The following is a 13334-nucleotide window of genomic DNA, read 5'->3' on the forward strand; positions in this document are numbered from 1 at the left end:
TGTCCACAGGCGTTGCCCGGCGCGAGCCCGACGGCTAATCTGCGGCCCCGACCGCCGGTAGGGTGGGGTGGTGATCGTGGCATGAGAGCGGTGTGGCGGGTCGCCGACGTACGGGCGGCCGAGGCGGGGCTGATGGGCACGCTGCCGGACGGGACGCTGATGCAGCGGGCAGCCGCCGGCCTGGCCCGCCGCGCCGCGCTGCTGCTCGCCGACCGGGGCGGGATCTACGGCGGTCGGGTGCTGCTGCTCGTCGGCTCCGGTGACAACGGCGGCGACGCGCTGTACGCGGGGGAACGGCTGGCCCGCCGAGGTGTCCAGGTGTCCGCCCTGCTGCTCACCCCCGGCCGGGCGCACGCCGCTGGCCTGACCGCGCTACGAGCCGCCGGCGGTCGGCTGGTGTCGGCTCCGGCCGGCCCGGTCGACCTGGTCCTCGACGGCATCGTCGGCATCGGCGGCACCGGTGGGCTCCGGGCGAACGCCGACGAGGTGGTCCAGCGCCTCGGCGACCTGCGCGGACGCGACGGGGAGCGGGCCACGGTGCTGGCGGTCGACGTGCCCAGCGGGGTCGCTGTCGACACCGGCCACGTGCCGCTGTCCGCCTCCGGCCGGCCCAACGCGGTCCGCGCCGACGTGACAGTGGCCTTCGGTGCGCTGAAGCCCGCCCTGGTGGTCGGGCCGGCCGCCGCGCTGGCCGGGCAGGTCGAGCTGGTCGACATCGGGCTGCGGCAGTGGCTGCGCGGCACCCCGGCGCTGCGGGTCACCGAGTGGTCCGACCTGGTCGACTGGTGGCCCCAGCTCGGCCCGGCATCGGAGAAGTACACCCGGGGTGTGGTGGGGGTGGCCACCGGGTCGGCGACCTACCCCGGTGCGGCGGTGCTCTCCGTGGGCGGCGCGCTCGCCGGGCCGACCGGCCTGGTCCGTTACGCCGGCAGCGCCCGCGCCGAGGTGCTGCACCAGCACCCCTCGGTGATCGCCAGTGGGCGGGTCGCCGACGCGGGCCGGGTGCAGGCCTGGGTTTGCGGCTCCGGGCTGGGCACCGGCCCGGAGGCGGCAGCCGAGCTGCGTGCCGTACTGGCCGCCCCGGTGCCGGTGGTGCTCGACGCCGACGCCCTGACCCTGTTGGTGGACGGCTCGCTCGCCGACCGGCTGCGAGGTCGGGACGCCCCGATCGTGATCACCCCGCACGACCGGGAGTTCACCCGCCTCTGCGGAGAGGAGCCGGGGGCCGACCGGGTCGGCGCCGCGCTGCGGCTGGCCGCCTGGATGAACGCCGTGGTGCTGCTCAAGGGGGACCGCACGGTGATCGGCACGCCGGCCGGTCAGGCGTACGTCAACCCGACCGGCTCTCCGGCGCTGTCCACCGGCGGCACCGGCGACGTGCTGGCCGGGCTGCTCGGCTCGCTGCTGGCGGCCGGGGTGCCCGCCGAACGCGCTGCCGCCTCGGCCGCGTACCTGCACGGGCTCGCCGGGCGGGAGGCGGCCCGGGGTGGGCCGGTGACAGCGCCCGACGTGGTGACCGCCCTGCGTCCGGTGCTGGCCCGGCTGGGCTGAACGGGCCTGTTCGGGGTGCGGTGACCGGATCGCCGCGCCGGGACGTGCGTCGCCGCCCGCGGTGATCACGGCGGAAAGTAGGCTGGGCCTATGTGGCAGGCCGAGGTACGCGTCGATCTTGACGCCATCCGCGAGAACGTGAGCAGGCTCCGCTCCGGCACCACCGCCGAGTTGATGGCGGTGGTAAAGGCCGACGGGTACGGCCACGGCATGCTCCCGGCCGCCCGCGCGGCGCTCGACGCCGGGGCTGACTGGCTCGGCGTCTGCACCCTCGACGAGGCGCTCACGCTGCGCCGGGCGGCCGGGGTGACAGTGCCGGTGCTGGCCTGGCTGCTCGCCCCCGGGTTGCCGTTGCACGAGGGGGTCAGCGCCGGGGTGGACCTGGGCACCGCCAGCCTGGCGCAACTCGACGAGATGATCGAGGCGAGTCGCCTCGCCGGTCGCCCCGCCCGCCTGCACCTCAAGATCGATACAGGGCTGTCCCGGGGCGGCGCGACAGTCGCCGACTGGCCCGCGTTGCTCGACGCCGCCGCGAAGGCGCAGGCCGACGGTCTGATCGAGGTGGTCGGCGTGTGGAGCCACTTCGTCTACGCGGACTCGCCCGGCCACCCCACCACCGACCGTCAACTGGCCGTCTTCCACGAGGGGCTGGCCATGGTCGAGCAGGCCGGGCTGCGACCGCGCTGGCGGCACCTCGCCAACTCGGCCGCCACTCTCACCCGCCCGGACACGCACTTCGACCTGGTCCGCCCCGGCCTGGCCATCTACGGGCTCTCACCGGTGGCCGGCGAGACGTACGGGTTGCGGCCGGCGATGACCGCCCGCGCCCGGGTGATGCTCACCAAACGGGTGCCTGCCGGCACCGGGATCTCCTACGGGCACACCTACACCACCGAAACCGACGCGAACCTTGCCGTGGTGCCGCTCGGGTACGCCGACGGGGTTCCCCGGCACGCGTCGAACACCGGTCCGGTGCAGCTCGGCGGCGTACGCCGGACGATCTCGGGGCGGGTCTGCATGGACCAGTTCGTGCTCGACTGCGGCGACGACCCGGTGGCCGACGGCGACGTGGCGACGCTCTTCGGCAGCGGTGCCGACGGCGAACCGACAGCGGACGACTGGGCCGAGGCGGTCGGCACGATCAACTACGAGATCGTCACCCGGTTCGGCAGCACGCGGGTGCCCCGGGTCTACGACGGCGAGAAACCGTGAGCGTGAGGAGTGAGCCGGGGTTGCGAGCCCCGCAGTCGCGAACCATGGTGGCGCCGTGAGCTACCGCATCCCGCGCCCCCGGAGCGCAGCGGGTCGGGTCGCGGGGATCGTCGGCGCGGCAGTGGGGGTGGCCGCGGCGGGTCTGGCGGCCGGGGTCGCCACCGAACGGACCCTGGTCCGCCGGCTGAAGGCCGACCCGGCCGACCGCTACACGCACGAGACGTTCGACAACCAGCGGTACGACGAAGCGTTCCGCCTGGAGTTGCCGGACGGCACTGACATCCACGTCGAGGTCGTCGAGCCGACCCGGCCGGTGCCGGGGCACCCGACGGTGGTGCTGGTGCACGGCTTCTGCCTGGACATGGGGACGTTCCACTTCCAGCGCCAGATGCTCGCCGCCCGCGGCGACTACCGGATCGTGGCGTACGACCAGCCCGGTCACGGCCGCTCCGGCCGGCTGGAGACCGGGGAGTACGACCTCGCGGTGCTCGGCCGGACGTTGCGCGAGGTGATCGACCGAACCGCCCCGGACGGGCCGCTGGTGCTCGTCGGCCACTCGATGGGCGGCATGACCATCATGGCCTTCGCCGAACTGTTCCCGGAACTGTTCGGCGACCGGGTGGTGGGCACCGTGTTGATGGCCACGTCGGGCGGGCTCATCGCGGAGACCAAGCTCGTCGCGCCCGCGCTGCTCGGCCGGGTCGGTGGCCCGATGCTGTACATGGTCAGCAACGCCACCCGCTACGGCGGGCCGGTGATCGACAAGGCCCGCAAGTCCACGTCGAACGTGGCCTGGCTGTTGACCCGCAAGTACGGCTTCGGCACCCGCAAGCCCAGCCCTTCGCTGGTGTCCTACGTGGAGACGATGAACTCCCGGACGTCGGCCGACACGGTGACCCGCTACCTGCGGACCCTGGCCACCCACTCGCGGTTCCCGGCGCTGGCGACGCTGGCGGCGGCTCCGGTGCTGGTAGTGGTCGGCGACAAGGACATGATCACTCCGGTGACCCACTCCGAGGAGATCGTCCGCCGGTTGCCGCACGCCGAGTTTGTGAAGATCAAGGACAGCGGCCACGTGGTGATGTTGGAGCACGCGGACGAGGTGAACGCCGCGCTGGCGCGGTTCCTGGAGTCATTGCAGAACGTGGAGGAACGGTGAGTCATGTCGTCAAGCTGCCAACCGTCGAGGACACTCGGGACTTCGGGCGGCGGCTGGCCGGGCTGCTGCGCGCCGGTGACCTGGTGCTGTTGACCGGCCCGTTGGGTGCCGGCAAGACCGCGCTCACCCAGGGCGTCGGCGCCGGCCTCGGTGTCCTCGGGGACATCACCTCGCCGACCTTCGTGATCGCCCGGGTGCACCGCCCCGACCCCGCCCGCGGCGGTCGGGTGGCACTGGTGCACGCCGACGCGTACCGGTTGGGTGACGCCACCGACCCGCGCGCCGAGATCGACGACCTGGACCTCGACGCGTCGGTCGACGACTCGGTGACAGTGGTGGAGTGGGGCGAGGGCCTGGTGGAACAGTTGGTGGACGCGCACCTGCGCGTGCGCATCGACCGCCGCGACGACGACACCCGCATCGTCGAGCTGGACCCGGTCGGCGGCGACTGGGCCCGGCGGCTCGGCGACCTGGGCTAGGTCGGCTGCTGTCGTACTCGGTGCCTAGAGTCCGGGGGACCGACCCGCACTGTGAGAGGTTCCTGATGCCCGACGACGCCCCCGCCCTGGACCTGCTGGCCCTCCTGCCCGAGCAGTGGCGTGCCGTGCTCACCCCGCACCTCGACCCGGCACGCACCGCCGCTCTGGGCGAGTTCGTCGCCCGGGAGTACGCGACGCAGACCGTCTTCCCGCCGCTGGAGGACCTGTTCTCGGCATACCGGCTCTGCCCGCCTCAGGGCACCCGTGTGCTCATCCTCGGGCAGGACCCCTACCACCGGGCCGGGCAGGCGCACGGCCTGAGCTTCAGCGTCCGCGACGGTGTGACGGTGCCCCCGTCGTTGCGCAACGTCTTCAAGGAGCTGGGCGAGGACGTGGGCGTTACCAAGCCGCGCAGCGGCAACCTCGACGGTTGGGCCGCCCAGGGTGTGCTGCTGCTCAACGCGGTCCTGACCGTCCGTCAGGCCACTCCGGGCTCGCACGCCAACGCCGGTTGGGAAGAGTTCACCGACGCGACGATCCGGGCACTCGACGCTTCACCGGGCCGGGTGGTCTTCCTGCTCTGGGGTGGCTACGCCCGAAAGAAGGCCGCGCTCGTCACCAGTCCGCAGCACGTGGTGCTGGAGGCGGGTCACCCCAGCCCGATGAACCCGCGCGGCTTCCTCGGCAGCCGCCCGTTCAGCGCCGCCAACAAGGCACTCGCCGACGCCGGCCTACCCACCATCGACTGGGAGCGCACCGCCGGCTGAGCCGCTCGTCGACGCCCACCGCCGAGCCGGCAGTTGACTCAGCTCTCGCTGGCCAACTGCCGGTTGCGGTAGCGGCGTAACAGTCCGGCGGCGCGCGGCTCGCTGATCTCCAGCTCGACGAGCGGCACCACCTGGTAGGTCCTTTCGCCGTGGCGCACCTCGATCGTCTCGGGCAGCTCGTCGCACATCGCGGCCCTGATCTCCCCGTACCGGGTCGACCACCGGTGATCGCCCGGCTCCTCGGGCTCCAACCACACCCCGCCGAACTCACCCCAGCGGGCGTTCCACCGCTGCCCGTAGTTCGTCTCCAGCCAGCGGGTGAACGGTTTGGAGTCCTGCCAACGCAGGGCGATCTCCAACGAGTCGACCGGCACCGGCGCGCCCTGGAGCAACGCCGCGGTGCAACCGGTGATCACCTGTGGGAAGTCGGTGAGCCGGTCCAGCAGCCGATCCAACCCCAACCCGTCGATCCGTTCGGCGAGCGGCCGGGCGGCCAAGCCGTCGATCTGGGCGTCGAGGTGCGCGTCCAACGGCTCGACTCCGACGACCAACTGCACGTCCATCGCGGCGAACAGCCGTTCCAGCACCGGGATGGTCGGCGAGCGCTCACCACGTTCGAACCGGGCCACTGCGGCCTGGTTGATTTCTGCCAACGCGGCCAGCTCACGCTGGCTCAGGTCGCGCAGATGTCGTTGGTGCCGCGCGGCAGCACCGAGCAGGGCGACAAGGCGATTCGATGTCATCCCGGCATGGTGGATCACGGGCGGAATGCCCGCGATCCCGCTGCGGCAGGTCGGCGACTTGCGGCGCGATCCGCGCGCCCCAGCATGCTCCGAGCGCATGACCTGGCGGGCCTCGCTCCAATGAGCGTGATGTCTGTGAGTCATCACGATGACTCACAGACATCACGCTGTTCAACGGATGTGGTTCCAGCGCTCGTCCCTGGGTGGGCGCTGGGCCAGGCGGTCAACGGCGGCAGGTGAGTCTGCGGCGGATGGGCAGGGCCAGGCGGCGCCATCCGGGGCCGGGGCGGAGCGGCGCCAGCCAGGGCCTGGGGCGGGGCGGCGCGAGGCAGGGGGGAAGGTGGCGGGGCGGGGCGTGACCGGGGTGCCGGGCGGGGCGGCTAGGCTGGCTTACCGTGCTCGTACTCGTGGTGGACAGCTCAACCCCCGCGGTCACCGCGGCGCTGGTGGAGGTCTCGGCAGATGGCGTGGCGTCGCGGGCGCTCCGGTGCACCGTCGACGCCCGCGCTCACGGTGAGCTGCTCGCGCCCCAGGTGGATGCGGTGCTCGCCGACACCGGCGCGCGCCCTCGTGACCTGACCGCCATCGTCGCCGGGCTCGGCCCGGGACCGTTCACCGGGTTGCGGGTCGGCCTGGTCACCGCCGCGACAATGGGTCAGGTGCTCGGCATCCCCACGTACGGCGTCTGTTCGCTGGACGCCATCGGCTACCCGGCGGCGTCCGGCGCGCCGGTCCTGGCCGCCAGCGATGCCCGCCGGAAGGAGCTCTACTGGGCCGTCTACGACGGCGCCGGCGAGCGGATCGTCGGGCCTGAGGTGTCCGCACCGGCGGTCGCCGCCGCGCGCGCCCAGGAACTCGGCGCGACGATCGCTGTCGGCGACGGTGCACACCGGTACGCCGAGGTCCTGAACCTGCCCGTTCGGGTCGAGCCGCGCTATCCGGACGCCACAGTGCTGGCGCTTCTCGCCGCCGAACGGATCCGGGCGGGTGCGCCAAGTGAGCGGCTCACCCCGCTCTACCTGCGCCGCCCCGACGCGGTGGCGGCGACCGGCCGCAAACCGGTCCTGCCATGACGTCGGTACGGCTCGAACCGTTCCGCTGGTGGCACATCGACGACGTGCTGCCGATCGAGGCGGACCTCTTCGGCGCCGAGCAGTGGTCGCCGGCCATGTTCTGGAGTGAACTCGCCAACGGGCACCACTACCGGGTCGCCGTCGACGCTGACGGTTCGGTGCTCGGCTACGCCGGACTCGCCGGTGTCCCGCCGAGCGAGGTGTGGGTGCAGAACATCGCCGTCCGCCGGGACGCCCAGCGGCGCGGCGTGGGCCGCGCCCTGCTGGAGGAACTGCTCGCCGAGGCGGTCCGGCGCGACGCCCGCAGCACCCTGCTGGAGGTCGCCGTGGACAACGCCGCAGCCCAGCGGCTCTACGCGACGTACGGGTTCGAGCCGGTCGGGGTGCGGCGCGGCTACTACCAACCGAGCAACACCGACGCGCTGGTGATGCGGCGCGACGCCGAGCCGACCGGAAACGGAACACCCGACAATGGCTGACGAACCACTGATCCTGGGTATCGAGACCTCCTGCGACGAGACCGGCGTCGGCATCGTGCGGGGACACACCCTGCTGGCTGACGCGCTCGCCTCCAGCGTCGAGGAGCACGCCCGGTTCGGGGGTGTGGTGCCGGAGGTGGCAAGCCGGGCACACCTGGAGGCCATCGTGCCGACCATGGACCGGGCCCTGACCGAGGCCGGTGTCACGCTTGCCGACATCGACGCGATAGCTGTCACCTGCGGGCCGGGGCTGGCCGGCGCGCTGCTGGTCGGCGTAGCTGCCGCCAAGGGGTACGCGGTCGCCGCCGAGAAACCCGTCTACGGCGTCAACCACCTCGCCGCCCACGTCGCGGTGGACACCCTCGAGCACGGCCCACTGCCCGAACCGGCCATCGCGCTCCTGGTGTCCGGCGGCCACTCGTCCCTGTTGCTCGTCGACAACCTGGCCCGGGGGGTCACCCCGCTGGGCGCCACCATCGACGACGCGGCCGGGGAAGCGTTCGACAAGGTCGCCCGGCTGCTCGGCCTGCCGTTCCCGGGCGGTCCGCCCATCGACCGGGAGGCCCGGGCTGGCGATGCCGCCGCTGTCGCCTTCCCACGTGGCCTGACCGCCGCGAAGGATCTCGCCGCCCACCGGTACGACTTCTCGTTCTCCGGCCTGAAGACGGCGGTGGCCCGCTGGGTCGAGGCCCGTCAGCGGGCCGGCGAGCCGGTGCCGGTGGCCGACGTGGCCGCGTCCTTCCAGGAGGCGGTCTGCGACGTGCTGACCAGCAAGGCGCTCGCCGCCTGCCGCGCACAGGGCATCGAGACTCTGGTCATCGGCGGGGGAGTCGCGGCGAACTCACGGCTGCGGGCGATGGCCGAGCAACGGGCCGAGAAGTACGGCATCCGGGTCCGGGTACCGCGGCCGAAGCTGTGCACCGACAACGGCGCGATGGTGGCCGCGCTCGGTTCGCACCTGGTCGCCGCCGGTGTGGCTCCCAGTCGACTGGACCTGCCAGCAGATTCGGCACTGCCGTTGACCACGGTCAGCGTGTGACGGGAGCGGCGGACATGATCGTGCGGATGTGGGAGGCACGCGCCGAGGCGTACGGGGTCGCCGACCTGATCACCTGGGTGTGCGACACGGCCCTGCCCGAGTTGGAACACGACCCGCTCCACGTCTCCAGCGAGGTCTTCTCCTCCACCGACCATCGGGTGGTGGTCATCTCGAAGTGGCGCAGCAACCCGCGCCCACTGCCGGAGCCTCCCGCACTGCTGGTGGCCCGCGCCCCGCACTCCTGGGACTTCACCCAGGTCGACCGCTGACGCGAGCCACCATCGAGCTGAACGTTCAGCTGCGGCGCAACATCCGGTAGGTGGCGATTCCGCCAGTGCCCAGCGCGGCGAGGAAGACCAGCCAGACGACTGTGCTGCTGACTCCGACCTGCGGGCCGGAGTTGGCGGCGGCGGCGGCCAGGAGCCCGTCCTCACCCGGAGCGGGCAACGCGGCCGGCGGCAGTTCCGGCCAGCGGACCAGGCCGGTGCTCTCCAGCATCTGCATGTGGTGCATGACGAACCCGTTGGCGTCGTCGCAGAGCTTGCGGACGGTGGCGTCCCGGGTGCTGGCCCGGACCGCGCCGATCACCGGGAAGATCTTGCCGTGGGCGACCCGGAGCCGGGTGACGAAGATCTGGTCGAACCGGGCGCCGGAGGCCTTCTGCATCTCCGCCAGCCAGCCCTTCTGCTCGGCTGTGGGCTCGCTGGGGATCGTCGCACCCAACCTGTTGGCCGCGTCGACGACGAGCTGGTCGAGCCGCTGGTGCTCGCCGGCGATGCCCGCGCCGATCTCCCGGACCTTCGCCGACTGTCCCTTCTCGGCGGCCATCTGGCCGGCTGGCATCTCCCACAGCCCGGCCAGCCGTACCCCGTTGAGCAGTGTCATGTCGGCGGCGTTGAGCTGCTGACCGCCGGCGGGCGCGGCGACTGCCATGCCGGGCAGGACACCGACCCCCGCGATGATCGCGATGAGCAGCATCGCCGCTCGGTGGGTCCGGGTGCCCAGTCGGCGATGGGGGGATCTGAGCGGTGCCATGTCTGTGGTGCCTCCTCGGTCCGGACCGGAACGCGTCTGGACCGGGCAGCCGACCCTGCCGGTTGCCCGTCCGCCCACTGGTACGGACTGATCGCGCGATCAGTTCATCTCGGGGCGAGGCGGATCAGCGGGTGACGGAGAGCAGGCCCCCGAGCAGCAGGAGGGTGAGCGCCGCGGCGGCGAAGACCATCAGCAGCTCCTGACGTCCGCGCCCGAGCGGGCTGGCGTCGAGGACCGGGTCGGGCAGGGTCGGGAGGTCGCGGGTCAACGCGGCCAGGTCACCGAGGGTGCGTGCCGTCCACACCGCACCGGCCCGATCGGAGAACTCGTCGAGCGTCAACCGGCCCGCAGCGGTGTGCTGGTGCAGCGCGGCGACCACCCGGTTGCGGTCGTCGTCGGAGGCGCGCAGCTCGACATCCACGCTGGACAGCGTACGCGGGTCAGCCCACGTCGAGGGGGTCGGCGAGGAGCCGTTCGAAGGCCAGCTCGGCGGCACCGATCAGGGGGGCGTCCGCGCCCAGTTTCGGGGTGCGCAGCCGGACGTGCTCCAGGCAGGCGCCGAGCGCGTTGGAGTTGAGCCGACTGCGGATCTGGGCCGCCGCCGCGAGGTACAGGTCGCGCATGGTGCCGCCGAAGATGACCATCTCGGGGTTGAAGACGTTCACCAGGTTCGCCACCCCGAAGCCGAGCCAGTCGCCGGCCTGACGGACCGCCGTCTGGGCCCGGGCGTCCCCCCGGTCGGCGGCGTCGAAGACCGCCAGCAACGCGTCGCGGCCCCGGGCGTCGGAGCGTCCGGCCGCGCGTAGGAGGCTGTGCTCGCCGATCTCGGTCTCCCAGCAGCCCCGGGACCCGCACTCACAGGGTTTGCCGTCACGGACCACCTTCATGTGGCCGACCTCGCCGCCGTACCCGCCGTGCCCGGTCAGCCGGCGCCCGCCGGCGATGATGCCGGCACCGACGCCGACGTCGCCGTACAGGTAGATGACGTTGTCACACCCCGCCGCGACCCCCCGGGCGTGCTCGGCGAACGCCGCCACGTCGGCCACGTTGCCGACGGTGACCGGCACGTCGAGGCCGAGTTCGGCGCCGAGCGCTGCGCCGATCGGCTCGTCCACCCAACCGGTGGTGGGACCGAGTCGGACCAGGCCGTCGTCCCGGCGGACCATGCCGCAGACGGCGACGCCGGCGCCGACGCAGATCGCGTCGGCCGGGACCAACTGCTGCATCTCCTTGACCGCGCCGGCCAGCAGCGGCGCGGCCTCCGCGGCCAGCAGCCCACGCGGCCGGTCCAGGTCCCGGCGGTCCAGGACCGCGCCGCCCAGCCCGATCCGGGCCGCGCGCAGCCGGTCCACCTCCACCGAGTACGCGTACGCGTAGACCCGGGCCGACTCGGGCCGGACGACAAGCGACGGTCGTCCGGCCCGGCCGGTCTCCTTCGGTGCCCCTTCGCTGACCAGCCCCACTGCGGACAGGTCGGCGGTGAGCGCGCCGATGGTGCTGCGGTTGAGCCCCAGCGTGGTGGTCAGTTCGGCACGCGTGGTCGCCCCGTTGACGTGCACGTGCCGTAGCAGGGCCCCGAGGTTCTGCCGACGGACGTCATCCTGGCTTGGTCCTGGGCGCATGCTGGCGACACCTCCCGCGCGGTCAGCGGGTGCCGGTGGCTGCCGCGCGGCGGCGGGAGAGCGCATCGACGCTCGCGGCGAGGAGCAGCACGATGCCGGTGACCACGTACTTGACTCCCGCGCTGTACCCCATCAGGCCCATTCCGTTTTCGATCACCGCAACCACCGCTCCGCCGAGCACGGCGTCGAGGACGCGACCCTTGCCACCGAAGAGGCTGGTGCCGCCGATCACGGCTGCACCGACCGCGTAGAGCAGTACGTTACTGCCCCCGGTGTTCGGGTCGACCGAGTTGGCCCGGCTGGCCGCCACGATGCCACCGATGGCGGCCATGGACGAGCAGATCACGAAGACCGAGATCCGGATCCGGTCGACTCCGATGCCGGCCCGGCGGGCGGCTTCCCGGTTGCCGCCGACGGCGTAGATGTGCCGGCCGTAGCTGGTGCGTTGCAGCACGAAGGTCCAGATGACCAGCAGCACCGCGATGATCGGCACCACGATCGGCACACCCTTGAGCGAGACGATGAGGACGTTGCGGCTGCGCTCCAGGTTGAGCACGTACACGGCGGTGCCGAGGATGAGGGCGAGCCCGCCGATCCGCAGCGCCACCACCGCGATCGGGTCGGTGATCAGACCGCGGGCCGCCCGGTTGCGGTGGCGTAGCAGTTGCACCGCCGCGTAGCCGACGACGGCGACGGCGGTCAGCGCCCAGCCCAGCGCGGGGGCGAGGTTGCGGTTTGCGATGGCGACCAGCACCTCGTCGCGTACCGAGATGTTGGTGCCCTCCTGCACGAGCAGCAACACGACGCCCTGGAAGGCGAGGAAGCCGGCGAGAGTGACCACGAAGGACGGAATGCCGATCTTCGCGACGAGCATGCCGAGCGTGGTGCCGATGACGACACCGGTGGCGACCGCGGCGAGGACGGCGACCCACCAGGGGTAGCCGAGCACGGTGACCACGTTGGCCAGTACCGCCGCGCAGACACCGCTGGCGAAGCCGGCGGAGAGGTCGATCTCGCCGAGCAGCAGCACGAAGACCAGGCCCATCGCGATCAGCGTGACCGCCGCGCCCTGGGTGAAGAGGTTGGCGAAGTTGCCGGCCGACAGGAACGACGACGGCCGCATGACCGCGAAGACGGTGCAGAGCACGATCAGGCCGAGCACGGCTGGTAGCGCGCCGACGTCGCCACCGCGTACCCGGCTCACGTAGTTGCGGACGTGGCTCCCGACGGTCGGCGGCGGTGTGACGGCCGCCGGGCCGTCCTTGCGCACGGCGGTGGTGGTCATCGGACGCCTCCTGAGATCGAGTCGGCCGGCTGCGGGCCGTCGCCGTTGCCGCCCGGGTCGGTGGCGAGGCCGAGGCCGCCCGAGCGCCCGGCGGTGATCAGCTCAACCACCTGGGCGTGAGTGATGTCGGTGGTCTTCACCTGGGCGACCATCTGGCCGAGGTACAGCGCGGCGATCCGGTCGGAGACGGCGAAGACGTCGTTCATGTTGTGCGAGATGAGCACCACTGCCAGGCCGTTGTCGGCGAGGCGACGGACCAGTTCGAGGACCTGGGCGGTCTGTGCCACGCCCAGCGCGGCGGTCGGCTCGTCCAGGATGACGAGCTTGCTGTTCCACAGCACCGCCTTGGCGATGGCCACGGTCTGGCGCTGACCGCCGGAGAGGCTGGAGACGTGCTGGCGAAGCGAGGTGACGGTACGGATGGAGAGCCCCGCCAGGGTCTCGGCGGCGAGTTGTTCCATTGTCGGCTCGTCCAGGACGATGCCGCTGCGCCTCTCCCGGCCGAGGAACATGTTCTGCACGATGTCCAGGTTGTCGCAGAGCGCGAGGTCCTGGTAGACGACCTCGATGCCGAGCGTGGCGGCGTCGCGGGGACTGCCGATGTTCACCTGTGCGCCGTTGAACAGGACCTCACCGGCGTCGGTGGGGTAGATGCCGCTGATGCACTTCACCAGGGTCGACTTGCCGGCGCCGTTGTCGCCGACAAGTGCTGTCACTTCGCCCGGGTGGACGCTCAGGGCGACGTCGCGGAGCACCTGGACGGGACCGAAGCTCTTGTCGATCCCGCGGAGTTCCAGCAGGGGAATCGCGGACACGGGGTCTCCTTCTTAAGGGAGGGTCGGGGCCCGTCCGGCGGGCGCCGCCCGGCACGGGAGGGTGCTCCCGTGCCG

15 protein-coding genes are annotated in these 13334 nt (G+C 72.3%); 9 read left to right on the forward strand and 6 right to left on the reverse strand.

Annotated features, from left to right (window positions below; all coding sequences use genetic code 11):
* Nucleotides 1-81: 81 nt before the first annotated feature.
* The 5 genes from ABZ406_RS21075 to ung all read left to right on the forward strand — a co-directional run bounded on the left by ABZ406_RS21075 (nucleotide 82) and on the right by ung (nucleotide 5168).
* Complete coding sequence (locus tag ABZ406_RS21075) at nucleotides 82-1551, forward strand: NAD(P)H-hydrate dehydratase (protein ID WP_357764072.1); 1470 nt, start codon at nucleotides 82-84, stop codon at nucleotides 1549-1551.
* 90 nt (nucleotides 1552-1641) lie between these two features.
* Nucleotides 1642-2763: an alanine racemase gene (alr, locus tag ABZ406_RS21080; RefSeq protein ID WP_357764075.1), complete on the forward strand. Its 1122-nt coding sequence runs from the start codon at nucleotides 1642-1644 to the stop codon at nucleotides 2761-2763.
* Between the two features lie 55 nt (nucleotides 2764-2818).
* The gene (locus tag ABZ406_RS21085) at nucleotides 2819-3922 is read left to right on the forward strand and encodes an alpha/beta hydrolase (RefSeq protein ID WP_357764079.1); all 1104 of its coding nucleotides are present in this window, start codon (nucleotides 2819-2821) and stop codon (nucleotides 3920-3922) included.
* The gene (gene tsaE, locus ABZ406_RS21090) at nucleotides 3919-4401 is read left to right on the forward strand and encodes a tRNA (adenosine(37)-N6)-threonylcarbamoyltransferase complex ATPase subunit type 1 TsaE (protein ID WP_357764080.1); all 483 of its coding nucleotides are present in this window, start codon (nucleotides 3919-3921) and stop codon (nucleotides 4399-4401) included. Before ABZ406_RS21085 ends, tsaE begins: the two co-directional genes overlap by 4 nt.
* Nucleotides 4402-4466: 65 nt before the next feature.
* Entirely contained in the window at nucleotides 4467-5168 is a 702-nt protein-coding gene (gene ung / locus ABZ406_RS21095; protein WP_357764083.1) for a uracil-DNA glycosylase, read from the forward strand.
* 38 nt (nucleotides 5169-5206) lie between these two features.
* Here ung and ABZ406_RS21100 read toward each other — a convergent pair whose 3' ends face one another.
* The gene (locus tag ABZ406_RS21100; RefSeq protein ID WP_357764086.1) at nucleotides 5207-5911 is read right to left on the reverse strand and encodes a helix-turn-helix transcriptional regulator; all 705 of its coding nucleotides are present in this window, start codon (nucleotides 5909-5911) and stop codon (nucleotides 5207-5209) included.
* A 395-nt stretch (nucleotides 5912-6306) separates the two neighbouring features.
* Between ABZ406_RS21100 and tsaB the strand changes: the two genes are divergently transcribed.
* From tsaB to ABZ406_RS21120, 4 genes are read left to right on the forward strand one after another with little or no spacing between them, the layout of a single operon-like run.
* Nucleotides 6307-6984, forward strand: a complete 678-nt coding sequence (tsaB, locus tag ABZ406_RS21105; RefSeq protein WP_357764089.1) for a tRNA (adenosine(37)-N6)-threonylcarbamoyltransferase complex dimerization subunit type 1 TsaB — start codon at nucleotides 6307-6309, stop codon at nucleotides 6982-6984.
* Complete coding sequence (rimI, locus tag ABZ406_RS21110; protein ID WP_357764092.1) at nucleotides 6981-7463, forward strand: ribosomal protein S18-alanine N-acetyltransferase; 483 nt, start codon at nucleotides 6981-6983, stop codon at nucleotides 7461-7463. Before tsaB ends, rimI begins: the two co-directional genes overlap by 4 nt.
* Entirely contained in the window at nucleotides 7456-8502 is a 1047-nt protein-coding gene (tsaD, locus tag ABZ406_RS21115; RefSeq protein ID WP_357764095.1) for a tRNA (adenosine(37)-N6)-threonylcarbamoyltransferase complex transferase subunit TsaD, read from the forward strand. Before rimI ends, tsaD begins: the two co-directional genes overlap by 8 nt.
* 14 nt (nucleotides 8503-8516) lie before the next feature.
* Nucleotides 8517-8771, forward strand: coding sequence for a hypothetical protein (locus ABZ406_RS21120; RefSeq protein WP_074314499.1), 255 nt, complete (start codon nucleotides 8517-8519; stop codon nucleotides 8769-8771).
* 25 nt (nucleotides 8772-8796) lie between these two features.
* Here the strand turns inward: ABZ406_RS21120 and ABZ406_RS21125 are convergent, their stop codons facing one another.
* From ABZ406_RS21125 to ABZ406_RS21145, 5 genes are all read right to left on the reverse strand, one after another.
* Nucleotides 8797-9537 (reverse strand): DUF4142 domain-containing protein, encoded by a 741-nt coding sequence (locus ABZ406_RS21125; RefSeq protein ID WP_357764098.1) that lies wholly within the window; start codon nucleotides 9535-9537, stop codon nucleotides 8797-8799.
* A gap of 124 nt (nucleotides 9538-9661) precedes the next feature.
* Nucleotides 9662-9958: a DUF1707 domain-containing protein gene (locus ABZ406_RS21130; protein WP_357764101.1), complete on the reverse strand. Its 297-nt coding sequence runs from the start codon at nucleotides 9956-9958 to the stop codon at nucleotides 9662-9664.
* 19 nt (nucleotides 9959-9977) lie between these two features.
* Nucleotides 9978-11159 (reverse strand): ROK family protein, encoded by a 1182-nt coding sequence (locus ABZ406_RS21135; protein ID WP_357764104.1) that lies wholly within the window; start codon nucleotides 11157-11159, stop codon nucleotides 9978-9980.
* 22 nt (nucleotides 11160-11181) lie between these two features.
* Nucleotides 11182-12444, reverse strand: coding sequence for an ABC transporter permease (locus ABZ406_RS21140; RefSeq protein ID WP_357764107.1), 1263 nt, complete (start codon nucleotides 12442-12444; stop codon nucleotides 11182-11184).
* The gene (locus ABZ406_RS21145; RefSeq protein WP_357764110.1) at nucleotides 12441-13259 is read right to left on the reverse strand and encodes an ATP-binding cassette domain-containing protein; all 819 of its coding nucleotides are present in this window, start codon (nucleotides 13257-13259) and stop codon (nucleotides 12441-12443) included. The genes ABZ406_RS21140 and ABZ406_RS21145 overlap by 4 nt, the downstream gene beginning before the upstream one ends.
* Nucleotides 13260-13334 lie beyond the last annotated feature (75 nt).

The sequence above is a fragment of the Micromonospora sp. NPDC005710 genome (assembly GCF_040630995.1).
In the GTDB taxonomy this organism is placed as follows: domain Bacteria; phylum Actinomycetota; class Actinomycetes; order Mycobacteriales; family Micromonosporaceae; genus Micromonospora.

Excerpts from the sequence above, each read along its gene's own strand:
- rimI (WP_357764092.1), top strand. The coding sequence starts at position 6,981 with ATGACGTCGGTACGGCTCGAACCGTTCCGCTGGTGGCACATCGACGAC.
- ABZ406_RS21100 (WP_357764086.1), bottom strand. The coding sequence starts at position 5,911 with ATGACATCGAATCGCCTTGTCGCCCTGCTCGGTGCTGCCGCGCGGCAC.
- ABZ406_RS21125 (WP_357764098.1), bottom strand. The coding sequence starts at position 9,537 with ATGGCACCGCTCAGATCCCCCCATCGCCGACTGGGCACCCGGACCCAC.
- ABZ406_RS21120 (WP_074314499.1), top strand. The coding sequence starts at position 8,517 with ATGATCGTGCGGATGTGGGAGGCACGCGCCGAGGCGTACGGGGTCGCC.
- ABZ406_RS21135 (WP_357764104.1), bottom strand. The coding sequence starts at position 11,159 with ATGCGCCCAGGACCAAGCCAGGATGACGTCCGTCGGCAGAACCTCGGG.
- alr (WP_357764075.1), top strand. The coding sequence starts at position 1,642 with ATGTGGCAGGCCGAGGTACGCGTCGATCTTGACGCCATCCGCGAGAAC.
- ABZ406_RS21075 (WP_357764072.1), top strand. The coding sequence starts at position 82 with ATGAGAGCGGTGTGGCGGGTCGCCGACGTACGGGCGGCCGAGGCGGGG.
- ung (WP_357764083.1), top strand. The coding sequence starts at position 4,467 with ATGCCCGACGACGCCCCCGCCCTGGACCTGCTGGCCCTCCTGCCCGAG.
- tsaD (WP_357764095.1), top strand. The coding sequence starts at position 7,456 with ATGGCTGACGAACCACTGATCCTGGGTATCGAGACCTCCTGCGACGAG.
- ABZ406_RS21140 (WP_357764107.1), bottom strand. The coding sequence starts at position 12,444 with ATGACCACCACCGCCGTGCGCAAGGACGGCCCGGCGGCCGTCACACCG.